Here is a 26,549-nt window from a genome sequence, read left to right as displayed (position 1 = left end):
TAAGGTATGTATTGATCATGATAAAGGAAAAATGAGAAGATTTTTTCTGCTTTTAGATGACTATTATTGACGAAAAAGTTTAACAATCATACATCTTGTCATTAAGTAATTTATTTTTGGGATAAGGATGATGCACAATCCGTATGGTACCTATAACTTTTCACCTGAACTAAGAGATTCAGCTGCTCAATCAAAAGCTTGGCCGTTTGAAGAAGCCCGTAAAATTATCAAACGCTATGAAAAAATTGGCTACCCAGAGCATATCTTATTTGAAACAGGTTATGGACCGTCTGGCTTGCCACATATTGGAACTTTTGGGGAAGTTGCACGTACAACTATGGTACGTCATGCATTTCATATTCTTACCGAAAACAAAATTAAAACAAAACTTCTTTGTTTTTCTGATGATATGGATGGTTTGCGCAAAGTTCCTGATAATGTGCCTAATCGAAAAAAAATGGAAGACTATCTTGGTCAACCGCTTAGCCGTATCCCCGATCCTTTTGGAGATGATTATCCTTCTTTTGGAGCTGCTAATAATGCACGTTTGCGTACTTTCCTTGACCGTTTTGGTTTCAACTATGAATTTGCTAGTGCTACCGATTATTATCATTCTGGTCGTTTTGATGAAACACTTCTAAGAATACTGTCCTGTTATGATAAGGTTATGGAGCTCATTCTACCAACATTGGGTAAAGAACGACAAGAAACTTATTCACTTTTTCTGCCTATTTCTCCACTTTCTGGAAAAGTATTACAGGTCCCAATGATTGCTCGAAATGTTGAGAAAGGAACTGTAACCTATATCGAACCTGAAACAGGTGAGCCCATTGAAACAGAAATTACAGGTGGAAAAGTTAAGTGTCAGTGGAAAGTGGATTGGGCAATGCGCTGGACTGCACTCGGAATTGATTACGAAATGGCGGGAAAAGATCTTATCGATTCAACAAATCTTTCTTCTAAAATTTGCAAAATTCTTGGTGGCCAGCCTCCTGAGGGATTTAATTATGAGCTTTTTTTGGATGATAAGGGACAAAAAATTTCCAAATCTAAAGGAAATGGTTTGACTATTGATGAGTGGTTAACTTATGCACCAACAGAAAGTTTAGGACTCTATATGTTCTTAAAACCAAGAACAGCAAAACGGCTTTATTTTGATGTTATTCCAAAAACTGTTGATGAGTATTACGCACATCTTTCAGCATATGAGCATCAGCAATGGAAAGAGCGTCTTAATAATCCCGTATGGCATATTCATCATGGATGTCCTCCTCAGGTCAATTTGCCTGTTTCTTTTGCTATGCTGTTGAATTTGGTCAGTGCTTCTAATGCTGAAAATAAAGACGTTCTTTGGGGATTTATTTCTCGTTATGCTAAAGGAGCTAATGCGCAAATATATCCGATGCTTGACCAGTTAGTACAGTTTGCTCTTAAATATTTTGAGACATTCGTAAAACCAAATAAAAAATTTCGTACAGCTGATGAAAATGAACGCTCAGTATTGATTCAAATTGATACAAAATTAGCGAGTTTGCCGAAAACTGTTGATGGAAATACTCTTCAAAATGCACTTCTTGATGTTGCACGCTTAACCGAATGCTATCAAGACCATAGCAAAAAAAATCCAGAAGGGGGGCCTGGTGTTTCAAGTGTTTTTTTTCAAATGCTTTATGAAGTACTCTTAGGACAAGAACGAGGACCACGGTTTGGATCATTTATAGCACTGTATGGAATTGATGAGACACGTGCACTCATTGCTACAGCACTTGCCCGATCGGTAGAAAAATAATGGAACGTAGAGCACAAGAAGTAAAACGACGGCGTACATTTGCAATCATCGCGCATCCTGATGCCGGAAAGACAACCTTAACAGAAAAGTTGTTATTATTTGGTGGTGCTATTCAGTTGGCTGGTGAGGTGAAAGCAAAAAAAGACCGTATTCAAACCCGTTCTGATTGGATGAATATTGAACGCGACCGTGGTATTTCTGTTGTTACATCTGTAATGACATTTGAATATGAAAATCATATTTTTAATTTGTTAGATACCCCAGGTCATGAGGATTTTTCGGATGACACATATCGTACTTTAACAGCCGTTGATAGTGCAATTATGGTACTCGATGGAGCACGCGGAATTGAGCCAAGAACACTCAAACTGTTTGAAGTATGCCGAATGCGTGATATCCCTATTGTCACTTTTGTTAACAAAATGGACCGTGAAGCCCGTGATCCCTTAGAAATTTTAGACGAAATTGAAGAAAAACTTGCGCTTGATACTGCTCCAATCACTTGGCCTATTGGTATAGGAAAGAATTTTACTGGCACTTTTGATCTTCATAATAATTGTTTTCGCCAGCAAGACCATGAAGTTATTTCACAAACGATTTCTGATCTTCGCGAAATTGCAAATTTGCTTCCTGAAAATCAACAAACACTCTTTATTGAAGGAGTAGAGCTTGCTCGCAGTGCTTGCAAGAAATTTAATCTTAAAGCTTTCTATGAAGGGTATATGACACCTGTTTATTTCGGTTCAGCTTTACGAAATTTTGGTGTCCGTGATTTGATTAATGCCCTGATTGATTTTGGTCCAAGCCCTCGTGATCAGGTAGCCGATCAACGAAATGTAGTGGCTACTGAACCCAAAATGACCGGTTTTGTCTTTAAAATTCAAGCTAATATGGATCCTAATCATCGTGATCGTATTGCATTTTTGCGGGTGTGTTCAGGAACACTTGAACGCGGTATGAAAACGAAGTTAGTACGAACAGGAAAATCAATGACACTCTCAGCACCGCAGTTTTTCTTTGCGCGTTCACGTCAAATTGCTGATCAAGTGTATGCTGGTGATATAGTAGGTATTCCGAACCACGGAACTTTGCGTATTGGAGATACCTTGACTGAAGGAGAAGATATTCTCTTTAAAGGCCTACCAAATTTTGCACCAGAAATTTTACGTCGCGTTCACTTAGGTGACCCGATGAAAGCAAAAAAACTAAAAGAGGCTTTGCATCAAATGGCTGAAGAGGGAGTCGTACAGTTATTTATCCCTTATGATGGTTCCCCAGCTCTTATTGGTGTTATTGGTGCTTTGCAAATTGATGTTTTAACAGAACGACTTAAAGTAGAATATTCTCTACCTGTGAGTTTTGAATCATCGCGTTTTAACGTATGTCGTTGGATTTCTGCAGAAAGTAAAGAAGAACTTCAAAATTTTCTTACTCATCATCGATCCGCTATTGCGCATGATTTAGACAGTGATCCAGTTTTTTTAGCAGAAAATCATTTTTCGTTAAATTATGAAGCAGAAAGAGCTCCGAAAATAAAATTTGTCGCTTTTAAAGATTATCAGATACGCTCTAAATAAAAAAGGATCTTTAATTTTAAAAAAAGAAATTATTATAAATAAAAACATTAAAATGAACTATGATTCTTTTGTAAGTTTAAAAATTTTATAGTGAATTAGACTATTCTTTTTCTAATCGTCACGAAATACTTATATATATCATATGACAATAATTTTTAAACTTGAATATTCTATAGAAATGGAAAAACTAAAGAGAAAACTGCTCTCCCAAATAAATTTCACGAACATCAGCATTATTGATAATGTCGTTCGGACAACCATGAACTAGCACTTTTCCTGCGTGAATAATATAAGCACGATCAACAAGCTCCAATGTTTCACGCACATTATGATCCGTTACTAAAACGCCAATACCACGTTGAGTTAAATGACGAACAAGCTGTTTAATATCAGAAATAGCGATGGGATCAATTCCTGCAAAAGGTTCATCAAGCAACATAAAGTTGGGGCGAGAAGCTAAAGCGCGTGCAATTTCAAGACGCCTACGTTCACCTCCCGATAAAGAAAGAGCGGGCATTTTTCGTAAATGATCAATTTTGAATTCGTGCAAAAGGGCATCCAACTCTTCATGGCGTTTAAAGCGATCTTTTTGAATTACTTCCAAAACAGCCTTAATATTATCTTCTACTGAGAGACCACGAAAAATTGAAGCTTCTTGCGGTAAATATCCAATCCCTAAACGAGCACGCCGATACATTGGCAAATGGGTAATATCAAACCCATCAATCTCTATTGAACCACCATCGGATTTTACTAAACCTGTAACCATATAAAAGCAGGTCGTTTTGCCAGCACCATTAGGACCCAAAATACCGACAGTTTCTCCAGCATGAATATTAAAAGAAACACGATCAACAACCTGTCTTCCTCGATAAACTTTAACTAAATTATGAGCAACTAAAGTCCTATTTGAGGTTTTTTTTAAAACCCTACTCGTAAGGTTGTGTTCAATCGTCTTTTTTTCTCTTTTGATTCCAAACATGAAATCTTAACGACCATTCTTTGAGCTTGATTTTAAAATAATCGAAACACGATTCTTTTTTCCAGGAGTCTTACATCCTTCAAGAGAAGCTTTTCCAGTTTTCATATTCGCTGTTAATATGCATCCTTGAGCGACATTATCGCCATCAGTCAACACAACATTATTACCTGTTAAGATTATCATATTCGATTGTCCATCAAAAATAGCTTTATCACCCGTAGCAGTTTGTTTTGCCGTTTTTATATAAACCTCACCTAAGGCTTCTACTTTTTGAATATCTGTCGAACCAATCTTTTCAGGAAAAATCAATTGTTTCCTCAACTGATTTATACCACCTGTTATATGTGCTTTATTATAATAAATAACTAATTTTGACGTTCGTAAAAGTCGTTCGCCCTGCATCACTGAAACATCGCCATTAAAAACAGCAATGCCTTCCTTATCACGTATTTCTAAAGAATCTGCGTGAAGTTCCATTGGCTCTTGCCCATTTAACCCATCGATTCCAAAATGAGTGACTGCAGCATATCCATTAATTGATCCCAATATCGCTAGACTTAAAGTTAAGAGACTTACCTGTTCTTTACACGATTTTTTTGTCTTCATTCTTAATTTTTTTTCTCGTATAAATGTACATACGCCTTCTATAAACACTACTCCAAGTTCCTTCTATTATTTTTCCTTCTTATCAAGAACAATACGTACCCCCTTTTGGAAATACATAACTTGCTCTTTCTCACAAACTTGCAGAGCATTTGCTATAAGATGAAAATTGGCGCTTTGAATATTCACAGGCTGATCTGTATTAAATTGGCTTTTAGATAAATCAATATTTGCAGCTATAAATTTTGCAATTATTCCATCTTTCGTTGTAACCGTAAAAGGTTCATTGAATTGTAAATGACTTTTAATATTATCATAAACTCCTCCTTGTGCATCAATAAAAATTTGCCCCTGTCCCTTTGTAGGGACTTCAGCTGTAATATTCTTTAACCCAATAATTCCAGAAGACTTACGATCTTGAAACGCCTTTTCTGCTTTAATCCAGTAAGGCTTATGAAAATTTGTATAACCTTCTAATCTTGGATTAAGCATTGTTAATTGTGCTATTTCCTCTTCTTCATGACTCGAAAGCACCTTATCAAAGGAAAAAGAAATAGAAAAAAATGTGAACCAACAAAAAATTAATGCTATAATCAATGCAAGAAATGGTAAACAAATTTTTAACAAGCGAACTTTACGGGAATGAAAATAGGTTTTTTTTAAAATATTGGTAAAAGATGATTCTATAGAAAAAAATTCATGTTGGTTACGCACAGTCATATTGTTAATTTCCCAGATATTTCGCTTTTTTTATTTATAGAGTTTTTATAAGGCATGTTTTAAATCTTATTTATTGCAATCTTTCTTTTACTGGCTTTATTTTACTTTTAATGATTTATATATTGGAATATGCATATCTTATATATGTAACGTGCATATATGAAACACACAATTATAACAAAAATCTTTTTTCGTATGAAAGAGAGGCTATTTTGGTTAAATCAGAACTTGTACAAATTATTGCTCGTCATAATCCGCATCTTATGCAGCGCGATGCAGAAAATGTTGTGAGTGCTATTTTTGAAAAAATTTCAGCTGCTCTTGCTAATGGTCAACGTGTTGAACTCCGTGGTTTCGGTGCTTTTTCTATAAAAACACGTTCAGCTCATAATGGTCGCAATCCACGAACAGGTGAAACTGTTATGGTCGAAGAAAAATGGGTTCCCTTTTTCAAAACAGGTAAAGATCTACGTGACCGGCTTAATAAATGAGTAAATCCATGATCATTAAACGCTTTCTCTTAGCGGTTATTTTGGCGCCTATTACAGCTTTTTTGATTGGCTTTATCGTTGCTAATCGCCAAGTTGTTATATTAACGCTTAATCCTTTTCAAAACAATTCTGAACATTTTACTTATCAAGCTCCTCTTTTTGTTTGGCTTTTTACTTTTTTTTGTTTTGGTCTTTTGTTAAGCAGTATAATCAATTGGTTTGCACAATACAAAAACCGTAAAGCCTTAAAAGAAAGCAAAGCTCAAATAGAGAAATTAAAAATATCAATTGCTAATAAATCTAATACGGTAGCACTCTAACAAAATCTTTTCTATAGTGCTCAAAAGATAACAAATCTACAGATGTTTTCTCTTGTTTCCTGTACATAGTTTAATTACCTTACGGCTCTTAACATCATAAGGACTTCAACGAATATTTAAAATAATCCCTTTTTAGGACAATATATTACGACACTCAATATGCCTGTACAATGTTTCCAACCACACTCTCATAAAGTATACCCACAAGAGAAATTGCCTTTCATTTTAGAAACAGGTGCAAGCACAGATTATGCTTTAATTGATTCTGGGAATGGAAAAAAATTGGAGCGTTATGGTTCCTACCGTATTATTCGGCCAGAAAGTCAAGCGCTATGGCAACCAGCTTTATCACAGAAAAATTGGGCTAATGTTGATGCAATTTTTACAGGTAACCGAGATGAAGAAGGAGTTGGTCGTTGGTATTTTCCTAAAAAGCCTCTTGGTGAAACATGGCCACTTTCTTGGAATGGCTTATCTTTTCTGGGACGTTTTACTTCCTTTCGCCATGTGGGTGTTTTTCCCGAACAAGATGCTCATTGGCGTTCACTAGAAGAACAAATTATTAAAACCAATCGTCCTGTTAAATTATTAAATCTTTTTGGCTATACAGGCATTGCTTCTCTCATTGGTGCACGTTCAGGTGCGATTGTTACCCATGTTGATGCTTCTAAAAAAGCTATCAGTTGGGCAAAAGCTAATCAAGAAAAAGCAGGATTATTAGATCGTCCCATTCGCTGGATATGCGACGATGCAATAAAATTTGTTGAACGTGAATTACGCCGTCAAAAAAGCTACGATTTGATTCTTCTTGATCCTCCTGCTTATGGACGCGGACCTCATAATGAAATTTGGCAATTGTTTGATCACTTACCAGCCATGATTAAAAACTGCCGCAAACTCTTATCGAATAAACCACTTGCTGTTGTTCTCACAGCTTATTCTATTCGTGCTTCCTTTTATACGTTTCATACTTTAATGCGTGATGCATTTATAAATCTTGGTGGTACGATAGAGTCAGGAGAATTGATTTTGCGTGAAGAATCCGCTGGACGAGCTCTTTCTACTTCACTTTTTAGCCGTTGGATTGCTTGAACATGTGTAAACAAAAAACCGGCAAAGTGAAAGAAATTACATCCCTTAGCAATCCTATTATTAAATATTTTAAAGCACTAGACAAAAAGAAAAATCGTAATCGAGAAAATATCTTCATGGCAGAAGGGTTAAAATTAGTCATTGATGCTTTAAATCTTGGTTGGACAATTCACACACTTATCGTTTCTAAAAATTCACTAAGTAATTCCACCATTGAAAATACCGCTGCAAATACTATAGCTAATGGTGGTTTTGTAATTAAAGCCTCACAAAAGGTTCTGGAATCCATTACCCACCGCGATAATCCACAAACGGTTATTGGTATTTTTAAGCAACAATGGCACTCTATTGAAAAAATAATAAGACAAATCGGTGATGTCTATATCGCCCTTGATCGTGTGCGTGATCCTGGAAATCTTGGAACTATCATCCGTACTGTTGATGCAGCAGGAGCCAAAGGAATTATTTTAATTGGAGAGACAACAGATCCCTTTTCACCAGAAACAGTACGTGCAACAATGGGATCTATATTTTCCGTACCACTTTATCGTTGTAATGAAAGTACTTTTTTAAATTGGTCTACACATTTTAAAGGGATGATCGTTGGTACGCACCTTAAAGGATCTGTAGATTACCGCACAATTGATTTTAAAAATGGTCCGATTATACTTTTAATGGGAAATGAACAACAAGGTTTATCAGATGTTCTCGTAAATCACTGCCATAAGCTGGCGCGCATCCCACAATGTGGGCATGCCGATTCACTTAATTTAGCAGTAGCAACAGCTATTATGCTCTATGAAATTCGTCGTTCTTACTTAACTCTTGAAGTCATGCAGGGATAAAAAATGACAAGGAAATCATTGCTCTTTCTTTTTTTCACTTTAATCTTTACAGTGGGACTTGATCAAGCAATCAAATATTGGATTATGCATAGCTTACAATTAGGAGCAGAAATACCGATTTTTTCTTTTATTTCTCTTTATCATGTCCGCAATACTGGCATTGCATTTTCATTCCTTTCTTCCTATCCTCATTGGGGAATTATTGCTCTTACACTCATTATCATTGTTTTTCTTTTATGGTTGTTGAAAAATACTGCAAAAGACAAATTTTTATCGCATTTTGGTATTACCCTTATTATTGGCGGGGCAATTGGTAATCTCATTGATCGTGTTCGTTTTCATTATGTCATAGATTACCTGTTATTTCATATTCGTGATGTTTTTTCTTTTGCCGTTTTCAACCTTGCTGATACTTTTATCACACTCGGTGCTGTTGCTGTTTTAATTGATGAATTTTGTATATGCGCTAAAAAAAAACGTTATTCTAATAACACATCTCTTGAATAAAGAAATTCTGTGATTTTTTTTAGATTTTACATTAACAGTTTCTGACCTCTTTCAAAGGCTCTATAGAGCTACATTAGCATAGAAAAGCTCGCTTTTCTGTGTTAGTATATATTAATATATAAATAAAAAAATACACTTTTTCTTAGATCTGTTAAGGTTCTCATGATTATAGGGTATAGATAAAAATTTTTAAAACCTTCTTACAAACACTAAAGATTAATTCTCACAGAAATCGTTATTATAATTAATTAAAACAATAGAGCTCACTCAAAAGAAAGAGAATATTAGAAGCGTTCTTTCCTTTTGAAGGATCGTATATTCACTTTTTTATTTTACAAGCGACTTAGAAAACATTAATCATATTGAATTTTTTTGCTTATCCATTTTATTTTTCTTTAACCACTAAAATTAACAAAATTTGTACTATCATCATAATACTGTTTTTACATCAATCACATTACACTTCTCTTAATACTCTAGAGAAAAATAACCCTTTATTACTAATTTTTAAACTTTTCTTTTAATAAAAAACTCTTGTAATTTCCAAATAAATCCCCATAATAGAGGGAAGTGTGCTAGAATTCCATTAAGGCTTTGAGAACCTTTGTATTCGCCTAACAAAAAAGGCTTATATTTTAAGAGCATAAAGGAGTATAAGCTTCTTTTAACTCGAGTACCTTAAGGAAACATATGCTAAAGGACTTATATTATGGCTGATTTTAAAAATTTACGTTCGGCATCTATTTCTCATGCCGATGCATCAATTGATCAAGGGTTGCGCAGTTATATGCTGGGCGTTTATAACACAATGGCCATTGGTTTGCTTATTACAGCTGCTGCCGCTTATGCAATCGCGTCATTGGCTACAACAACAGATATGAGTCAAGCTGTAGCCCAAATCAATGGAAGTGTTTATTTAACATCATTTGGTGTGACATTTTATATGTCACCGTTTTCTTATGTTATTATGTTTGCACCGCTTGTAGCTGTATTATTTCTCAGTTTTAAAATTAATACGCTCAGTACTAGTGTTGCGCGCAGCCTCTTTTTTGGTTACGCTACTCTTGTAGGGCTCTCGCTATCGTCTATTATTCTACGTTATACGCCAGAAAGTATTGTACAAACATTTGTTATTACTTCTGCTGCTTTTGGTTCTTTATCACTATACGGTTATACTACAAAACGAGATCTTACAGCTGTAGGTTCATTTTTGTTTATGGGCTTAATTGGTTTAATGCTTGCTACAATTGTGAACATTTTTCTTGGGTCAAGTGCTTTACAATTTGCAATCTCTGTGATTGGTGTTCTCGTTTTTGCTGGTTTAACAGCTTACAATACACAAAACATAAAGTTGATGTATTATGAAGGAGATGGATATGATACTCGCAGCCGTAAAATTATTATGGGTGCATTGAATCTATATCTTGATTTCATTAATATGTTTGTTTTTTTATTGCAATTTCTTGGTTCTAATCGCGATTAATAAAAATTATTATTTAATTTAAAAGCCTTGTTTTCTTAAAAACAAGGCTTTTTTATCTTTTATATAAGTGCTGTCTTTAAATCTATTGACATGATTAAACACTAAAAATAACAAAAAACTAAAATTTTGTTGGCTTATTACATTGATCCAGAAAAAAATTCATAATTCTTTATTAAGAGCAATCTATAATCACTCTGGTTATCATAAAAATGTAATCAACTATAATGATAACTATGATCTTACTATAGCCTCTTATAATGTCCACAAATGTGTTGGTGTTGATAAAACTTTTAATCCTTCTCGTATTGTACGTGTTATCGCTGAATTACAAACAGACATTCTCGCCCTTCAAGAAGCGGATAAGCGTTTTGGTGAACGCACGGGTTTGATTGATCTTCAACTCTTAAAAGCTGAAACAGGATTAATTCCAGTGCCTTTAAAAACTATGTCACCGAATGGCCATGGCTGGCATGGCAATGCTCTTTTTTTGCGTCAAGGATGTGTACATAATATTTCACAAATTACTTTACCTGGTTTTGAACCCCGTGGCGCTATAATTGTAGAATTAAAAATGAAGTCAGGTTTTATTCGTGTTATAGCAACTCACTTTGGTTTGTTACGTCATTCTCGTAATCAGCAAGTTAAAATGCTTCTTGCGCTTCTTAAAAAATATTCTGTTATGCCTACACTTCTCATTGGTGACTTAAATGAATGGCGCAAAGGTAAAGGCTCATCATTAAATTTTTTTTCCCCTTACTTTGATATCACACTTGGTAGCGTACCAAGTTTTCCTTCTCGTTTTCCTTTTTTAGCTCTTGATAGAATTTTTGCTTTTCCTCATCAATTATTGATAAATGTTGAAAACCATTATTCACCACTCGCACGTATTGCCTCTGATCACTTGCCTATTAAAGCATACCTTAACCTTTCAAAAGCAATGTCTACTCTTAAACATAAAATGAATAAAACAAATTAATGTGCCTCATCCCAATTTTGAGCAGCTATAACTTTCACTTCAAGCGGTACAGATAAAGATAATGCTGGCATTGTAGCATTTTCCATAACTTTTTTAATGAGAATCGCTGTTTTTGTACTTTCAGATTTGGGGACTTCGAAAATAAGTTCATCATGGACTTGCAATAACATTTTAGCCGACAATCGTTCTTTTTCTAAAGCATTTTCCATTTGAATCATAGCACGGCGAATAATGTCTGCTGCTGACCCCTGGATTGGTGCATTGATAGCAGCTCGTTCATTAAAAGCACGAATTTGTGGTTTAGGGGTTTTTATTTCAGGATAGTGAATACGACGTCCAAAAATGGTCTCTACATAACCATGATGACGTGCAAATATTTTTGTTCTTTCCATATAATCCTCTATTCCTGGAAATCTTTCAAAATAGAGTTGAATATAATCGCTAGCTTCCTTACGTGAAATTCCCAATTGGCTCGCTAATCCAAAGGGCGAAATGCCATAAATAATACCAAAATTAATAGCTTTTGCACGTCGACGTATTTCTGATGTCATTCCTTCAACTGCAACTCCAAACATTTGGGATGCAGTCATAGCATGAATATCCTGACCTTTTGTAAATGCTTCTTTTAATGCCGTTATATCAGCAACATGAGCAAGAATACGTAATTCAATCTGACTATAATCAGCTGATAATAATAAATACCCTTTTGAAGCAACAAAAGCTTTTCGGATTTTTCGTCCCTCAGCAGTTCGTACTGGAATATTCTGCAGATTAGGTTCTGATGATGATAATCGTCCCGTTAATGTTGTTGCTAGGGAATAATTTGTATGAACACGACCAGTTGTAGGCAAGATATAAGAAGGTAAAGCATCTGTATAGGTAGACTTTAGTTTTGTAAGTTGGCGCCAATCAATAATTTTTCTTGGTAAAATATGGCCTTCAGCAGCTAACTCTTCTAAAGTTTGTGCAGATGTTGACCATTGGCCACTTTTCGTCTTAGCACCACCAAGTAAGCCCATTTTACCAAAAAGGATATCCCCTAGTTGTTTGGGTGAAGCAATATTAAATTTTTCACCAACAAGCTGATAAATTTCCTCTTCCAAATTTAAAGCAGCCTGTGCCAATTCTCCTGAAAGGCGTGATAAAATCTGTCGATCGACAAGAATTCCACGTTCTTCCATTCTTGCGAGAATTTCTATCAATGGACGATCAAGACGTTCATAAATTTTTGTCATCTTTTGTGCAACAAGCTGTGGCTTTAATACTTGCCATAGACGAAGTGTTATATCAGCGTCTTCTGCCGCATATAGTGTAGCTTGTTTCAAATCTACTTGTGCAAAAGAGACTATTTTTCTTCCACTATGAGTCAAATCTTTGTAACTAATTGGCTTATGCCCAAGCCAACGTTTAGATAAAACATCCATACCATGTGTCGAAATTCCAGCCTCTAAAGCATAAGATAAAAGCATTGTATCGTCAAAAGAGCACATTACAATATTGTATTGTTTCATGACTAACCAGTCATATTTTATATTCTGGCCAATTTTTAATACGGCTTGATTTTCCAATATAGGTTTTAAAAGTGCTAAAGCTTTTTGTGTTTCAATTTGTGGAACAATACGCCCACCTCCCAAAAGATTTTCTTCTTCTGCAACATGTTCAAGTGGAACATAGGCTGCTTTCCCAGGTTGTAACGCCAATGAAAAACCAACAAGCTTTGCTTGCATAGGATCAAGAGAAGTTGTTTTTGTATCAAAGGAAAAATAACCTTGCTCTTGCGCTTCTAACAGCCATTCTTTTAGAATTTCCTCATCAAGAATAGTTTTATAGGCATCTCTTGCAATTTTTTGAATAAGAGCTTGATCCTTGCGTTTTTGTGCTAAAATTTGTGGAGAATTCTCAAAAAAATCATGAAATAAAACTGTATTATTTTCTTTGCTACTCAAATCAGTCTTGTACGTAGTTTCTTTCCATTCAATATCTAGCTCTAACGCATCAATAACCGCAGCATCACATGCCGTCTCTTTTGCGACACGACGTGTTAGTGCTGTAAACTCCATAGCTTTCAAAAAAGCGATCAAACGCGGACCGTCTTGTGGTTTCAAAATGAAATGATCTAAGTTTTTATCTACAGGAACATCTGTTTTAAGTTTAACGAGTTCACGAGAAATTTTTGCTTGTTCACTATAAGTTTGAATATTTTCACGTCGCTTTATTTGCTTAACTTCTGTCACGCGTTGCAGTAAAAGATCAAGAGAACCAAACTGATCTAATAATTGTGCTGCAATTTTGGGGCCAATACCTGGAATACCTGGTATATTATCTGTTGGGTCTCCAGTTAAAGCCTGCAAATCAATCATTTTTTCAGGCGTTACACCCCATTTTTCTATGACCTCAGAGATACCTATATGCTTATCTTTCATGCTATCATATAAAGACACATGTTTGTTTACTAATTGCATCAAATCTTTATCAGAAGAAATAATCGTTGTTTTTGCTCCAACCTGTGTCGCTAATTGCGCATAGGTAGCAATTAAATCATCTGCTTCAAATCCTTCTTTTTCGATACAAGGCAAATTAAAAGCTTTTGTTGCTTGTCGTATGAGTGCAAACTGAGGAATAAGATCTTCTGGAGGAGCTGCTCGATTGGCTTTATATTGAGGATAAATCTCCTTGCGAAAAGTATTAGATGAATAGTCAAAAATAATAGCAATATGGGTTGGAACAACACCAATAGCGGTATTACGGGCGTCACAGAGTAATTTCCATAGCATGTTACAAAAACCAGCTACGGCTCCTACAGGAAGTCCATCCTTTTTGCGTTTTAAAGGTGGTAGAGCGTGATAAGCACGAAAAATATAGCCTGATCCATCAACCAAAAAAAGATGATCATTTTCTTTCATAACGATTTTATTTCTCCCTTTTCATAAAAAGAAAATACACTTTTATATTTTTATTGATCCTATTTTAAAATCTGTTGGTTTTGCCTCTAAAAAGCCATTTTTTATTGTCATAGGTTTGGAATATCGTTGCATTTTGTGTTCAGTACCTAAAGCTTTTCTTTGCTGTTACGGGATATAATAGCTTTATTTTGTTCCTCCTATGATAGCTGGGGTGCAATGTAGCGATAAGGTCGTTGTGGTGTTCCCCTCCCCACAACGACCGTATTTTTTTAAGAGTTGATAAAAACCCAGAACAATTTTTATTTTAAATAATCTTGAAGTGATTCCATAAAGCTTTGTCACCTATCTTTTTGATTAAATCGGCATGCATATCTTTTTCCTGTTTACTTAATCTTTGAGGCAAAGCTTGGGAGCGTGTTTTTATCGTATAGAAAGCATTTTTATTATCTTGAACATTCATAACATCACAACTTTCATAATTATCAAAACTAAATATTCCCTGTTTTCCACCAATTAACTCAATATACACATCAGCGAGAATCTCTGCATCAAGTAGAGCCCCGTGAAGAACACGATGACTGTTATCAATTCCAAAGCGTTTACATAAAACATCAAGAGAGTTAGGCCCCATAGGAAATCTGCGCCGTGCTATAGATAATGTATCGATGACATTATCACTATTAATAAGAGGCTTATTAACTCGCTCTAATTCCGCATTAAGAAAACCGATATCAAAATTTGCATTATGAGCAACAATTGTTGCGTCATCAATAAAATCTAAAAGCGCATCGACAATATCATCAAATTTTTTTTCATCTTTTAAGCGTTCATTCGTCAATCCATGAATAGCAACAACTTCATCAGGAATAATAACATCTTGTGGATTTAAATAAACATGAAATCGACGTCCTGTAAGATAACGGTTGATCATTTCTATACAACCGATCTCAATTATGCGGTCACTTTCTTTATTTAATCCCGTTGTTTCAGTATCAAAAATAATTTCACGCATTGTCCTAACTCTTTTAAGAACCATCTTTTAATAGATTTTTTATCACCCGTAAAACTTGTTGACGTGTATTTTCCAAATCTTTTCCCGTATCAATAACAAAATCAGCGTATTTTCGTTTTTGTTTATCGGATAATTGTTTAGCATTAATGATTGAAAATTTTTCTTCGCTCATATTCGGCCGACTCATTGCACGTGCCTTTTGTATTTCTGGTGGAGAAGACACAACAACTATATTATTAACACGACTCTCACTTTTTGTTTCAAAAAGAAGAGGAATATCAAGAACAACTAATTTTTTTTTCTGCTGACGTGCTATGTTAATAAATTCCCTTTCTTTTTCTCGTACCAAAGGATGAATTATTTTTTCTAAAATCTTTAATTTTTTACTGTTATTGACTAAAATTTCAGAAAGTTTTAGACGATTGACTTGACCATTTTCAGTAACACCAGGAAAAGCACGTTCTATAAGAGACACTGTTGGTTCACTGCTATAAAGTTGGTGTACAACCTCATCTGCACTAAAAACAGGAATACCGGCTTGTTTAAAAAAATAAGCAGTTGTTGATTTTCCCATTGCTATTGATCCAGTCAATCCTATAATCTTCATAATTTATCTTCACCTGTGCCTTCTAAGATTGCTTTTCGCAATTGTTTTGTTACCAATGATTTCACTGCAAATCATTGTTCAAAACTAGGAACAACTTAGTATAAAGACATCCTGTCCATCGATTATTTTTATTTGCTTGCTGTAATAGAAATGTCATTAATAGAATATAAAGAGTATTTTTCACAAATGTTATTCGCTTAATTTTATAAAAATCGCAAAAAATTTTTGTTTTAATTTTCATAAATGCTGATGCTTGCCATATTTATAAAATTTCCGAAGTACTCAGCTAAATTTTCTGCATGTTGTTTTATACTATTAAGTAAAAAATTCATTCAAATTTATGTTTTTGAAAGCATACAAAAGAATATTTGCAATCACTATCTGTAAAAATGAACACTGTTTCCGCAAGTCGTCTATGATAAAAGCCGTCAAATTAGCATAAAAACTATAATTACCATGATTTATAACGTAATCTTTTTCTTAAATCATAGTATATTAACAATACCAACAATTGTAATCATCTGATCTTTATAGATTACTAAATGGAAAATATTTTTCTTATATAATAAAGCATTACTTTCACAAAAATTTCTCATTTTTGCAAATAGCAAATATAAGCAAATTTTTTAATTTTCCAAATGTTACTTTTTTTGCAAGAAAATTATAGTAAGCTTATTGTTTGAGCTAAAAATCGTGGATTTTTGGCGATTTTGAATGATAAATCGAACAACTAACAATAAAAATGCACAAACATATTTTCTTTTTACCGTTTTTTATCAAATTAGCTATCAATAATTCCTAAATGACGTAATTTGATTAATAAAGGTAATAAAGGTAAACCAATAATAGTAAAGAAATCCCCTTCGATTTTTTCAAAAAGATGGATTCCTTCTCCTTCAATCTGATAGATTCCTGCGCTTCTTAAAACATCTTTTTTACACACTTTAAATAATTTTCGATAAATTTTAGTGAGAGAGGACGCACTGTCATATGAGCGCTAAAAACCTCAGACCAAATTTTTTTACCATTTTGAACTAAAGCAATGGCACTATGAAGAGAATGTTTTTTTCCTGATAACATATGTAAACGTTGACGTGCTTCCTCATCATTTTTTACCTTATGAAAAATTTGACCTTCAAAATCGAAAACTTGATCACAACCAATAACGAATGCATCGGGAAAACGACCGGAAACATTTTTTGCCTTCATATTAGCAAGAAAACAACAGAGTTCTTGAGGAGTTTTTATTTTTGCTGTTTTTTCTATTTCTCTCTCATCAAAAGAAGCTCCTTCAACAGAAAAACTTAAACCAGCTCTCTTTAACAACTGAGCGCGATAAGGACTAAGAGATGCTAATATTAATATTTTTTTCATCATATTTTATTCTCCTTTCCTTCACGAAATTGCGATAAAAGCTCAAAAACTGCTGCAGCTGTTTCTTCAATAGAACGTCTTGTAACATCAATAATAGGCCAACCAAAACGTTCACAAATACGTTTTGTGTAAATAAGTTCTTCAGCTATGCTAATGCGATCAGTGTAGCTTTCAAAAGAAAAACCATCTCCCAAATCTCTATTTTCACGAATATGTGAAATTCTTTCAGCTGAAGCAATAAAACCAACAATTAAGGCGTTCTTTGCTTCAAAAATAGTTTGAGGTAAATTAATTCCCTGAACAAGAGGAACATTAGCAGTTTTAATTCCACGATTTGCTAAGTAAATACTGGTTGGTGTTTTAGAGGTCCTTGAAATACCTATAAGAATTACATCCGCATCTAATAAACTATCTGGAGATTGCCCATCATCATGTTCTATTGTAAAATCTAAAGCTTTAATACGACGAAAATAATCTGCATTAAGTTCATGTTGTGCACTTACACGTAAATTTTTAGGTTTTCCAATATAAGATTGAAAGACATTTAAAATAGGGTCTAATATATCAACACAAGGGACAGATATTTTTGCGCAGGCTTCATCAATCAATTGTTTAATTTCTTTATCAATAATCGTGTAAAGAACAATTCCTGGTTCTTTTTCTATCTCATTAATGACTCGCTGCAACTGCATTTTACTGCGAATCATTGGATAAACATGTTCTATAACTTTTCTTATTTTATACTGCGATGCTACAGCTCTTCCAGCAGAAATTAATGTTTCTCCCGTCGCATCAGAAATCATATACAAATGAAATTTTTTTTCACCCACAGAAAATTTAATCCTTTGTTAATCAGTGTGTATAAAATTTTATAAATTTTAAAAAGCTAAAATTTAGAAATTTATTATTATTATTATGCACAAATTTAAAAACAATAATAAATAAATTTATCTTATTGGAAAAAACAAGGATAATATCTTTAAACAGTTATTTATTATTGTTTTTTTTCTTTTTCCTTGTTGATAAAATTGAGGATAAATGAAGGATAAATAATAATCCACATTAAACACAGGTTTTAATAAGAATAATCCCTTCAAAATTTTAACTTTATTAAATTATATCTCAAAAAAATTTAATATATTCCAAGTGATATCTAAGTGATTAGATATATCAGCTCTTAAACCCTAACGAACTTAAATAAAATTCCATATTCATTTTATAAAAAAATAAAACAATATAATTTTCCTAAAATAGCTTATGAAAAAATACCTTCTTACAGAACAAATTTGTTTTTTCTTTAATATTCGTGATTGAGTAATGCTTGCAGTTTAAAAGAGTTGAGTATATAACGTCCTTATCTAGAGGAATATTCTTTATCCTTTTAAAAACTCTAGAAACAGTTCCCCCATTAATCAAAGAGCATATTTTATGCAGGAAATGAAATTACAAGAGCTAAAAAGTAAAAATCCAGTTGAACTTGTTTCTTTTGCTGAAACATTGGAAGTTGAAAATGCTTCTTTAATGCGCAAACAGGAATTAATGTTTGCTATTTTAAAAAAACTTACTTTACAAAATGTAGAAATTATAGGCGAAGGTGTTGTTGAAGTTTTACAAGACGGATTTGGATTTCTTCGATCTGCTGATGCTAATTATCTTCCAGGACCAGATGATATTTACCTTTCACCAACACAGATACAAAATTTTTCATTAAAAACAGGAGATACCGTCGAGGGACCAATACGAGGACCAAAGGAAGGAGAAAGATATTTTGCCCTCCTTAAAGTTAATAAAATTAATTTTGAAGATCCTGAAAAAATTCGTTACAAAATTCATTTTGATAATCTTACTCCTCTTTATTCAAATGAGCGTTTTCAAATGGAAGTGCAAAATCCTACGGATAAAGATATGTCATCACGAGTAATTGATTTGATATCTCCTCTAGGAAAAGGGCAAAGGGGATTGATTGTTGCACCACCACGAACAGGAAAAACAGTTTTATTACAGAATATTGCTCATTCTATTACAACAAATCATCCTGAATGTTATCTTATTGTTTTATTAATAGATGAACGTCCAGAAGAAGTTACTGATATGCAACGTTCTGTAAAAGGGGAAGTTGTTTCTTCTACTTTTGATGAACCAGCAATACGTCACGTACAAGTCGCTGAAATGGTTATTGAGAAAGCTAAAAGATTAGTTGAATATGGACGTGATGTTGTTATTCTTCTTGATTCAATTACACGTCTTGGACGCGCATATAATACTGTTGTTCCTTCATCAGGAAAGGTTTTAACAGGTGGTGTGGATGCAAATGCCTTACAACGTCCTAAGCGTTTTTTTGGTGCAGCTCGTAATATTGAAGAAGGAGGATCTTTAACTATTATAGCAACAGCTTTAATAGATACGGGAAGTCGCATGGATGAAGTTATTTTTGAAGAGTTTAAGGGGACTGGTAACTCAGAAATTGTTCTTGACCGTAAAGTTGCTGATAAGCGTACTTTTCCAGCTATGGATATTATTAAATCAGGAACACGTAAAGAAGATCTTTTAGTAGCTCGTCAAGATTTACATAAGATTTTTGTTCTTCGTCGTATATTAGCACCTATGAGTGTAACAGATGCTCTTGAATTTTTAATTGATAAATTAAAACAAACAAAAAATAATAGCGAATTTTTTGATTCAATGAACACGTAATTTTTTTTGGATTAGGATTAATCCTGTGGATACAATCTTTGCTATTTCAAGTGGATTGTTGCCTTCAGGGGTTGCAATTGTTCGCCTTTCTGGCCCTCGTGTGAAATATATTGTAAAAACACTTTGTGGTTGTTTACCTAAAGCGCGCTTAATGCATTATGGTAACCTTACTGCTCGTGACGGAAGTTTTTTAGATTCTGCCTTAACTGTTTTTTTTCCTGCTCCTCATAGTTTTACAGGAGAGGATTGTGCCGAGTTTCATTTACATGGAAGTAAAGCAGTTGTTAATCGCTTTCTTGATGAATTAACTACATTTGAAGAATGTCGTCTTGCAGAGGCAGGAGAATTTTCGCGTCGAGCATTTATTGAGGGTAAATTAGATTTAATTCAAGCAGAAAGCCTTGCTGATTTAATTCAAGCAGAAACAGAAAGTCAGCGACGTTTAGCTGTTATGGGTACGAGTGGTACTTTAACAAAACTTTATCGTGATTGGCGCCACATACTTATAACAGCACGTGCTTTAATAGAAGCAGAACTCGACTTTTCTGATGAGAATGATATTCCTAATTCAGTATCTGATAAAGTTTGGAAAGACATAAAAAAACTTTATCATTCGTTGTGTGAACATATTTCTGCAGGAGAACGTGCAAGTATTTTGCGTGATGGAATTAAAATTGTTATAGTAGGTGCTCCAAATTCTGGAAAATCGAGTATTCTTAATCGTCTTTCTGGGAGATCTGTTGCTATTGTATCAGAAGAAGAAGGAACAACACGTGATGCTTTAGAAGTTAGATTGGTATTGAGTGGTTTACTTGTTCTTTTTACAGATACGGCTGGTTTAAGGAAAACAGAAAATACGATTGAACTTTTGGGAATTGAAAAAGCAAAACAGCATATTGTGGAAGCTGACTTAGTTATTTTTGTTTATGATATGAATAATCCTCAAGAGATTAATTTACCAAAAACATCAGCTGAAATTTGGCATGTAGGTAATAAACTTGATCTTTGTGAAGGAAATAAAGCACGTTGGCCAATACAATTTTCGACATTAAGTGGTTTAAATTTTGATTATTTTATAAAAGAGATAGAATTATTTTGTTTACGTCGTGCTACTGAAATTGGAGATGCTATTCCAGCAAGAAAAAGGCAGCTTCAATTATTGAAGGAAGCTGCTGAAGAAATTAATGCATCTATGAATTCTACTTCTCTTGATTTAAGTTTATGTGCAGAACATCTTCGTCGTGCAAGTCATATACTTGGGCGAATTGTAGGTGATATTGATGTTGAAGATTTACTTGACGTTATTTTTTCAGAATTTTGTGTTGGTAAATGATGATTCACGTGAAACATTCCAGTTCTTCTGTAATTATTTTATAGACAGATTAACAAGATTATGTATTTTATAAGTTTTGTTTATATAAAATTTAAAATCAATTCTGTATGGAATGAATTAAATGCAATCATATGATGTCATTGTTATAGGAGGTGGACACGCTGGTTGTGAAGCAGCTTCGGCTTCAGCGCGTGTTGGAGCTCAAACAGCACTTATTACATATCAAATATCAACAATTGGAACAATGTCATGCAATCCCGCTATTGGCGGACTTGGAAAAGGGCATTTGGTTCGTGAAATAGATGCTTTAGACGGTTTAATGGGGCAAGCAGCAGATGCTGCTGGAATTCAATTTAGACTTCTTAATAGAAAAAAAGGACCAGCAGTAAGAGGTCCACGGACACAAGCAGATAGACAATTATATAAAAATAAAATTCAACAACTTTTGCAGGAACAAGATAATTTAATTCTTATTGAAGATGAAGTTATTGATCTAATTGTTAAAGATAATCGCGTATCAGGTGTTGTTTTAAAAAAACAAGGAAGTATTTTTTCGAATGCCGTTGTTTTAACAACAGGTACATTTTTGCGTGGATTAGTCCATATTGGCAATAAAACATGGCCTGCTGGTCGTATGGGCGAAAAATCAAGTATACAACTCGCCGAACGCTTAAAGAATTATAGTATAAATCTTGGACGATTAAAAACAGGAACACCTGCTCGGCTTAATAAAAAAACAATTTTTTGGAATAAACTTTCTAAACAACAGGCTGATGAAGACCCTGTTCCATTTTCTTTTTTGACAGAAAAAATTGAACAACCTCAAATTGAATGCGCCATAACACGAACAAATGAAAAAACACATCAAATTATTCGTGAAAATATTCATAAATCAGCTTTATATTCTGGAGCCATTGAAGGATTAGGACCGCGATATTGTCCTTCAATTGAAGATAAAATTATCAAATTTGGTGATCGTGATGGACATCAAATTTTTCTAGAGCCAGAAGGATTAGAGAATAATACGATTTATCCAAATGGTCTTTCCACATCTCTTCCTGAAGAGATACAACTCTCTTTTTTGAGAACAATTGAAGGTTTGGAAAATGTTGAGATTTTACAACCTGGTTACGCAATCGAATATGATTTTGTTGATCCTAGACAACTGTTCAAAACTTTAGAATTACGATCTTTGCCAGGTTTATTCTTAGCAGGACAGATAAATGGTACAACAGGCTATGAAGAAGCTGCAGCTCAAGGTCTTTTAGCTGGATTAAATGCCGCTCGTAAGGTTGGTGGTTTGGAAGAAATTATTTTAAGTCGTTCTACAGCTTATATTGGTGTTATGGTAGATGATTTAATTTTACGTGGGGTTTGTGAACCTTATCGAATGTTTACATCGCGAGCTGAATTTCGCTTATCACTTCGAGCTGATAATGCAGATACCCGCTTAACACCTTTAGCACAAGAATGGGGTATTGTGAGTCAGACTCGTTGGAGTTGCTATCAACAAAAACAACACCATCTTGATCAAGCACGTTTAATGTGTCAAAAACTTTTTTTAACGCCTAATGAAGCATTTGTTCATGGCTTGCAAATAAATCGTGATGGAGTTAGACGTTCTGCTTATGATCTTTTAGCTTACCCTCATATGAATGTAGCACGTCTTGCACATTTTTGGCCACAATTGCATTCAATCGATGCCAAAATAGTTGAAGCTTTGGAAATTGAAGCTCAGTATGCGGTCTATTTAAAAAGACAAACACAAGATATTATAGCTCTTCAACGCGATGAGCATTTAGAAATACCTTCTTCTCTTAATTTTCAAGAAATTTCTGGTCTTTCGAATGAGTTAAAAACAAAAATTCAACAAATATCGCCGCGTTCAATTGCTGATGCACAAAAAATTGATGGTATGACACCAGCAGCATTATCTCTAATCCTTACATATATTCAACGTCAACGACGTGAAAAAGCGAAATTAGCTTAATGGTTATTTCTACAGAACAAAAATATCAAGATATTTTAGAAATAATACCCTCTGTTTCACGTGAAACGATGAAGCATTTAATAGAATTTGAATCTCTCGTAATTCAATGGAATATACATATTAATTTGATTTCTGCCACAACAATACCAGTTTTATGGAAACGTCATATTTTAGATTCTGCACAAATTTATCCTTTGAAAAGTCAATTTCTACACTGGTGTGATCTTGGATCAGGAGGAGGTTTTCCCGCCATTGTTCTTGCTATTTTTCTCAAAGAGAAAAAAGGTGGGCATATTGATTTAGTAGAAAGCAATGGGAAAAAAGCAGCTTTTTTACAAAATGTTATAGCAAAACTTAATCTTCCAGCAACAGTTCATCATTGTAGAATCGAAGATGTCTATAAAAAAATAAAAACACCAGATATTTTAACAGCAAGAGGTTTAGCTTCATTAGACACTCTTTTACATTTTATGTCACCTTGGTTAACACAAAAAACAGTTGCTCTTTTGCAAAAAGGTAGGGATTACGTTAAAGAAATAAAAAATGCTACTGCCAATTGGCGCTTTGATCTGCTAAAACATGAAAGTAAAATTGATAAAAATTCTGTTATCTTAGAAATTTCTCATGTTCGATCATGTAAAAAGGGTAAAGCAAAATGAGCGAAACACGAATTATCGCTATTGCAAACCAAAAAGGTGGGGTAGGTAAAACAACAACGACAATTAATCTTGCAACAGCTTTGGCTGCTATTGGTAAAAACATTCTTATTATGGATATTGATCCACAAGGAAATGCAAGTACAGGATTGGGAATTGATCGGAATAGTCGTCCTTTATCATCTTATGATGTTTTGGTTTCTGGAATCTCAGTTGCAGATGCTGCTTTAGAAACAGCGGTGCCTAATCTCCACATTGTTCCATCTACACTTGATTTATTAGGCATTGAAATGGAAATTGCTTCTTCACAAGATCGTATTCAAAGATTGCGTAAGGCTCTTTGTCATGATTCCAAAATAGCCAAAAAATTTAATTATATTTTAATTGATTGTCCTCCTTCTCTCAATCTTTTGACATTAAATGCTATGGGGGCTGCAAACTCTGTTCTCGTTCCAATGCAGTGTGAATTTTTAGCTCTTGAAGGCTTAAGCCAATTACTTGAAACTGTGAAACAAGTAAGGTCTATTTTAAACACATCTTTAGAAATTCAGGGTATTGTTTTAACAATGTATGATGGGCGAAATAATCTTTCAAATCAAGTTGTCGAGGATGTTCGCTCTTTTATGGGAGAAAAAGTTTATCGTACTGTTATTCCTCGTAATGTACGTGTTTCTGAAGCTCCTTCTTTTGGAAAACCAGTACTGCTTTATGACCTCAAATGTGCTGGTAGCCAAGCCTATCTGCGGTTGGCGTCGGAAGTTATTCAACGTGAAAAACAAGCGCAAGCTGCAGCTTAGAAAGTGTAAAGAAATAATTGTAAAAAATTTAAAGAGAAAAATTATGAGTGATGATCAATCAAAAAAAAGACTGGGACGCGGGCTAGCAGCATTGATTGGGGAGATCAACTTAAACGGTAATCCTGCGTATTCGGCGAGTTTTGATAAGTTCACGTCGAAACCGAGTGTTGCTCCTATAGCTTCTGAAAAGTTTGTTCCTATTGAATTTATTTCCCGTAATCCAAATAATCCAAGACGTCAGTTTACTGATTCGGAACTTGATGACTTAGTACAATCAATTCGTCAACATGGTATTGTTCAACCTATTATTGTTAGACCTTCACGTACTCATCCTAATCAATTTCAATTAATTGCTGGTGAACGGAGATGGCGAGCTGCACAACGAGCCAATTTAAATCAAGTACCAGTTATTATTCGCGATGTAGATGATAAGACTGCTTTGGAATTAGCAATTATCGAAAATGTTCAACGAACTGACCTTAATCCTATTGAAGAAGGGATAGGATATGAGCTTTTATTAAATGAACACGGATATACTCAAGCAGATTTAGCAGAAATCATTGGAAAAAGTCGTAGCCATGTCACAAACACTCTTCGCTTGTTGAAACTCCCACAAAAAGTGCAACAATTTTTGATAGATGGTCATATTTCAGCGGGTCATGCACGTTGCCTTATTACAGTTGAAAATCCACAAGAGTTAGCAGAAAAGATTATCCATGAAGGACTCTCTGTACGCCAAACAGAAATACTTGCACAAGAATATGGAAATTCTAAGATTAAAAAACAGACTTTAGTAAGAAAAGATATGGAAACACAATCTTTAGAAAAATTGCTTACTGATGTGATTGGAATGAAAGTCATCATTAGACATGGTAAAAAAGGTGGTAATTTGAAGATTCATTACTCATCATTAGAACAATTAGATGATATTTGTCGGCGTTTACAAAACTAATTTAAAGATATAAATCCAATTGATATATTTAAAATTGAATCTCGAATTTTTCTATTTTAAAAAAGGACATTATCGTAAATAAAGTTAAAAATGATCTTTTCTTTTACGGATTTCAGCAAAAACTTCTTCATCTGTTGCTTTTTCCATTGCGAGGTTTTTTCGTAAAATAGGATCATCCCAACGAAGAAAAGGATTTGTTTCTTTTTCTTTTCCTAAAGTTGTTGGCAAGGTCATAGCATTTTGGGCACGTAACGAAAAAACTTCTTCTGCTCTTTGATGAAGTTTTCTATTTTGTGGATCAATCGTCAATGCAAAAAGAGCATTTTTTTCGGTATATTCATGTCCACAATAAAGGATTGTTTCATCAGGAAGTTGACGGAGTTTTTTTAAAGATGTTAACATTTTTAAAGGAGTTCCTTCAAAAAGACGTCCACAACCGAGTGAAAAAAGTGTATCTCCAGCAAAGAGTAATTTAGCTTGAGGAAAATAATAGGATAATGCTCCTAATGTATGGCCAGGTGTTGAGGGGGCCATAAAAGTTTGTGTACCAAAACAAAATGTTTCATCAGGTTGTAGTGTATGATCAAGAGGAGTAATTTTTTTGCTTTCTGCTGCTGGTCCAATAATCATAGCATTATAAGCTTGTTTTAATTCTGCCAGTGCTTCTACATGATCATAATGATGATGAGTGACAAAAATAAATTGAAGTGTCCAGTTACGCTTCTTCAACATATTATAAATTGCTTTGCCTTCAGGCGCATCGATTGCAGCAGTACACCCACTTTTTTCATCGTGAATGAGAATGCCAAAATTATCTTCTCGACAGATAAATTGTTCAATTAACAT

At 34.1% G+C, this 26,549-nt stretch carries 23 protein-coding genes and 1 pseudogene; 15 read left to right on the top strand and 9 right to left on the bottom strand.

Annotation, left to right across the window (positions count from 1 at the left end):
• The first annotated feature begins 130 nt into the window (after positions 1–130).
• Together Bho11B_RS01210 and Bho11B_RS01205 are read left to right on the top strand one after the other, a co-directional pair.
• Positions 131–1,789 carry a lysine--tRNA ligase gene (locus tag Bho11B_RS01210; protein ID WP_371441554.1) on the top strand — a complete coding sequence of 553 codons (1,659 nt, stop codon included), beginning with the start codon at positions 131–133 and terminating at the stop codon, positions 1,787–1,789.
• Positions 1,789–3,366 carry a peptide chain release factor 3 gene (locus tag Bho11B_RS01205; protein WP_078673445.1) on the top strand — a complete coding sequence of 526 codons (1,578 nt, stop codon included), beginning with the start codon at positions 1,789–1,791 and terminating at the stop codon, positions 3,364–3,366. The genes Bho11B_RS01210 and Bho11B_RS01205 overlap by 1 nt, the downstream gene beginning before the upstream one ends.
• A 187-nt stretch (positions 3,367–3,553) precedes the next feature.
• Here the strand turns inward: Bho11B_RS01205 and lptB are convergent, their stop codons facing one another.
• The 3 genes from lptB to lptC all read right to left on the bottom strand — a co-directional run bounded on the left by lptB (position 3,554) and on the right by lptC (position 5,671).
• Positions 3,554–4,348: an LPS export ABC transporter ATP-binding protein gene (lptB, locus tag Bho11B_RS01200; protein ID WP_035006396.1), complete on the bottom strand. Its 795-nt coding sequence runs from the start codon at positions 4,346–4,348 to the stop codon at positions 3,554–3,556.
• Positions 4,349–4,354: 6 nt separating this feature from the next.
• Positions 4,355–4,954: an LptA/OstA family protein gene (locus tag Bho11B_RS01195; RefSeq protein WP_078673444.1), complete on the bottom strand. Its 600-nt coding sequence runs from the start codon at positions 4,952–4,954 to the stop codon at positions 4,355–4,357.
• Positions 4,955–5,020: 66 nt separating this feature from the next.
• Positions 5,021–5,671, bottom strand: a complete 651-nt coding sequence (gene lptC, locus Bho11B_RS01190; protein ID WP_078673443.1) for an LPS export ABC transporter periplasmic protein LptC — start codon at positions 5,669–5,671, stop codon at positions 5,021–5,023.
• A 212-nt stretch (positions 5,672–5,883) separates the two neighbouring features.
• On the opposite strand from lptC, the gene Bho11B_RS01185 reads away from it, so the two are divergent.
• The 7 genes from Bho11B_RS01185 to Bho11B_RS01155 all read left to right on the top strand — a co-directional run bounded on the left by Bho11B_RS01185 (position 5,884) and on the right by Bho11B_RS01155 (position 11,385).
• The gene (locus Bho11B_RS01185; protein ID WP_078673442.1) at positions 5,884–6,162 is read left to right on the top strand and encodes an integration host factor subunit beta; all 279 of its coding nucleotides are present in this window, start codon (positions 5,884–5,886) and stop codon (positions 6,160–6,162) included.
• Between the two features lie 8 nt (positions 6,163–6,170).
• Positions 6,171–6,482, top strand: coding sequence for a LapA family protein (locus Bho11B_RS01180; protein ID WP_035006399.1), 312 nt, complete (start codon positions 6,171–6,173; stop codon positions 6,480–6,482).
• A 159-nt stretch (positions 6,483–6,641) separates the two neighbouring features.
• The gene (locus tag Bho11B_RS01175; RefSeq protein WP_078673441.1) at positions 6,642–7,574 is read left to right on the top strand and encodes a class I SAM-dependent methyltransferase; all 933 of its coding nucleotides are present in this window, start codon (positions 6,642–6,644) and stop codon (positions 7,572–7,574) included.
• A gap of 2 nt (positions 7,575–7,576) precedes the next feature.
• Positions 7,577–8,419: an RNA methyltransferase gene (locus Bho11B_RS01170; RefSeq protein WP_078673440.1), complete on the top strand. Its 843-nt coding sequence runs from the start codon at positions 7,577–7,579 to the stop codon at positions 8,417–8,419.
• A gap of 3 nt (positions 8,420–8,422) precedes the next feature.
• On the top strand, positions 8,423–8,926 hold the full coding sequence (lspA, locus tag Bho11B_RS01165) for a signal peptidase II (protein ID WP_078673439.1): 504 nt from the start codon (positions 8,423–8,425) through the stop codon (positions 8,924–8,926).
• Positions 8,927–9,635: 709 nt separating this feature from the next.
• On the top strand, positions 9,636–10,409 hold the full coding sequence (locus Bho11B_RS01160; protein WP_035006403.1) for a Bax inhibitor-1/YccA family protein: 774 nt from the start codon (positions 9,636–9,638) through the stop codon (positions 10,407–10,409).
• A 142-nt stretch (positions 10,410–10,551) separates the two neighbouring features.
• Positions 10,552–11,385 carry an endonuclease/exonuclease/phosphatase family protein gene (locus tag Bho11B_RS01155; RefSeq protein WP_371441540.1) on the top strand — a complete coding sequence of 278 codons (834 nt, stop codon included), beginning with the start codon at positions 10,552–10,554 and terminating at the stop codon, positions 11,383–11,385.
• Here the strand turns inward: Bho11B_RS01155 and polA are convergent.
• The 5 genes and pseudogenes from polA to Bho11B_RS01130 form a co-directional block, all read right to left on the bottom strand.
• Positions 11,382–14,288, bottom strand: a complete 2,907-nt coding sequence (gene polA, locus Bho11B_RS01150; RefSeq protein ID WP_078673437.1) for a DNA polymerase I — start codon at positions 14,286–14,288, stop codon at positions 11,382–11,384. The genes Bho11B_RS01155 and polA overlap by 4 nt on opposite strands.
• 304 nt (positions 14,289–14,592) lie before the next feature.
• Positions 14,593–15,300, bottom strand: a complete 708-nt coding sequence (gene dnaQ, locus Bho11B_RS01145; protein ID WP_035006406.1) for a DNA polymerase III subunit epsilon — start codon at positions 15,298–15,300, stop codon at positions 14,593–14,595.
• A gap of 13 nt (positions 15,301–15,313) precedes the next feature.
• The gene (coaE, locus tag Bho11B_RS01140) at positions 15,314–15,907 is read right to left on the bottom strand and encodes a dephospho-CoA kinase (protein WP_078673436.1); all 594 of its coding nucleotides are present in this window, start codon (positions 15,905–15,907) and stop codon (positions 15,314–15,316) included.
• Between the two features lie 781 nt (positions 15,908–16,688).
• Positions 16,689–17,284, bottom strand: a pseudogene (locus tag Bho11B_RS01135) (Maf family nucleotide pyrophosphatase).
• Complete coding sequence (locus tag Bho11B_RS01130) at positions 17,281–18,111, bottom strand: pyruvate, water dikinase regulatory protein (protein ID WP_078673435.1); 831 nt, start codon at positions 18,109–18,111, stop codon at positions 17,281–17,283. The pseudogene Bho11B_RS01135 and the gene Bho11B_RS01130 overlap by 4 nt, the downstream one beginning before the upstream one ends.
• A 598-nt stretch (positions 18,112–18,709) precedes the next feature.
• Here Bho11B_RS01130 and rho point away from each other — a divergent pair.
• From rho to Bho11B_RS01100, 6 genes are all read left to right on the top strand, one after another.
• Complete coding sequence (gene rho, locus Bho11B_RS01125; protein WP_078674073.1) at positions 18,710–19,975, top strand: transcription termination factor Rho; 1,266 nt, start codon at positions 18,710–18,712, stop codon at positions 19,973–19,975.
• Between the two features lie 25 nt (positions 19,976–20,000).
• Positions 20,001–21,308, top strand: coding sequence for a tRNA uridine-5-carboxymethylaminomethyl(34) synthesis GTPase MnmE (mnmE, locus tag Bho11B_RS01120; RefSeq protein WP_035006412.1), 1,308 nt, complete (start codon positions 20,001–20,003; stop codon positions 21,306–21,308).
• 121 nt (positions 21,309–21,429) lie between these two features.
• On the top strand, positions 21,430–23,298 hold the full coding sequence (mnmG, locus tag Bho11B_RS01115) for a tRNA uridine-5-carboxymethylaminomethyl(34) synthesis enzyme MnmG (RefSeq protein ID WP_078674072.1): 1,869 nt from the start codon (positions 21,430–21,432) through the stop codon (positions 23,296–23,298).
• Positions 23,298–23,957, top strand: coding sequence for a 16S rRNA (guanine(527)-N(7))-methyltransferase RsmG (rsmG, locus tag Bho11B_RS01110; protein WP_078674071.1), 660 nt, complete (start codon positions 23,298–23,300; stop codon positions 23,955–23,957). Before mnmG ends, rsmG begins: the two co-directional genes overlap by 1 nt.
• Positions 23,954–24,751 carry a ParA family protein gene (locus Bho11B_RS01105; RefSeq protein WP_035006416.1) on the top strand — a complete coding sequence of 266 codons (798 nt, stop codon included), beginning with the start codon at positions 23,954–23,956 and terminating at the stop codon, positions 24,749–24,751. Before rsmG ends, Bho11B_RS01105 begins: the two co-directional genes overlap by 4 nt.
• Positions 24,752–24,794: 43 nt before the next feature.
• Entirely contained in the window at positions 24,795–25,703 is a 909-nt protein-coding gene (locus Bho11B_RS01100; protein WP_078674128.1) for a ParB/RepB/Spo0J family partition protein, read from the top strand.
• A gap of 84 nt (positions 25,704–25,787) precedes the next feature.
• Here the strand turns inward: Bho11B_RS01100 and gloB are convergent, their stop codons facing one another.
• Positions 25,788–26,549 (bottom strand): hydroxyacylglutathione hydrolase, encoded by a 762-nt coding sequence (gloB, locus tag Bho11B_RS01095; protein WP_078674069.1) that lies wholly within the window; start codon positions 26,547–26,549, stop codon positions 25,788–25,790.

Source organism: Bartonella sp. 11B (assembly GCF_002022625.1).
Lineage (GTDB): Bacteria > Pseudomonadota > Alphaproteobacteria > Rhizobiales > Rhizobiaceae > Bartonella > Bartonella rochalimae.
The sequence above is the reverse complement of the archived record's forward strand: the minus strand, read 5'-3'. Positions and strand labels throughout refer to the sequence as shown.

Coding starts and splice junctions, on each gene's coding strand:
- Bho11B_RS01210 (WP_371441554.1), top strand. CDS start 131: ATGCACAATCCGTATGGTACCTATAACTTTTCACCTGAACTAAGAGAT.
- Bho11B_RS01205 (WP_078673445.1), top strand. CDS start 1,789: ATGGAACGTAGAGCACAAGAAGTAAAACGACGGCGTACATTTGCAATC.
- lptB (WP_035006396.1), bottom strand. CDS start 4,348: ATGTTTGGAATCAAAAGAGAAAAAAAGACGATTGAACACAACCTTACG.
- Bho11B_RS01195 (WP_078673444.1), bottom strand. CDS start 4,954: ATGAAGACAAAAAAATCGTGTAAAGAACAGGTAAGTCTCTTAACTTTA.
- lptC (WP_078673443.1), bottom strand. CDS start 5,671: ATGACTGTGCGTAACCAACATGAATTTTTTTCTATAGAATCATCTTTT.
- Bho11B_RS01180 (WP_035006399.1), top strand. CDS start 6,171: ATGATCATTAAACGCTTTCTCTTAGCGGTTATTTTGGCGCCTATTACA.
- Bho11B_RS01175 (WP_078673441.1), top strand. CDS start 6,642: ATGCCTGTACAATGTTTCCAACCACACTCTCATAAAGTATACCCACAA.
- Bho11B_RS01170 (WP_078673440.1), top strand. CDS start 7,577: ATGTGTAAACAAAAAACCGGCAAAGTGAAAGAAATTACATCCCTTAGC.
- lspA (WP_078673439.1), top strand. CDS start 8,423: ATGACAAGGAAATCATTGCTCTTTCTTTTTTTCACTTTAATCTTTACA.
- Bho11B_RS01160 (WP_035006403.1), top strand. CDS start 9,636: ATGGCTGATTTTAAAAATTTACGTTCGGCATCTATTTCTCATGCCGAT.
- polA (WP_078673437.1), bottom strand. CDS start 14,288: ATGAAAGAAAATGATCATCTTTTTTTGGTTGATGGATCAGGCTATATT.
- dnaQ (WP_035006406.1), bottom strand. CDS start 15,300: ATGCGTGAAATTATTTTTGATACTGAAACAACGGGATTAAATAAAGAA.
- coaE (WP_078673436.1), bottom strand. CDS start 15,907: ATGAAGATTATAGGATTGACTGGATCAATAGCAATGGGAAAATCAACA.
- rho (WP_078674073.1), top strand. CDS start 18,710: ATGCAGGAAATGAAATTACAAGAGCTAAAAAGTAAAAATCCAGTTGAA.
- mnmG (WP_078674072.1), top strand. CDS start 21,430: ATGCAATCATATGATGTCATTGTTATAGGAGGTGGACACGCTGGTTGT.
- rsmG (WP_078674071.1), top strand. CDS start 23,298: ATGGTTATTTCTACAGAACAAAAATATCAAGATATTTTAGAAATAATA.
- Bho11B_RS01105 (WP_035006416.1), top strand. CDS start 23,954: ATGAGCGAAACACGAATTATCGCTATTGCAAACCAAAAAGGTGGGGTA.
- Bho11B_RS01100 (WP_078674128.1), top strand. CDS start 24,795: ATGAGTGATGATCAATCAAAAAAAAGACTGGGACGCGGGCTAGCAGCA.
- gloB (WP_078674069.1), bottom strand. CDS start 26,549: ATGTTAATTGAACAATTTATCTGTCGAGAAGATAATTTTGGCATTCTC.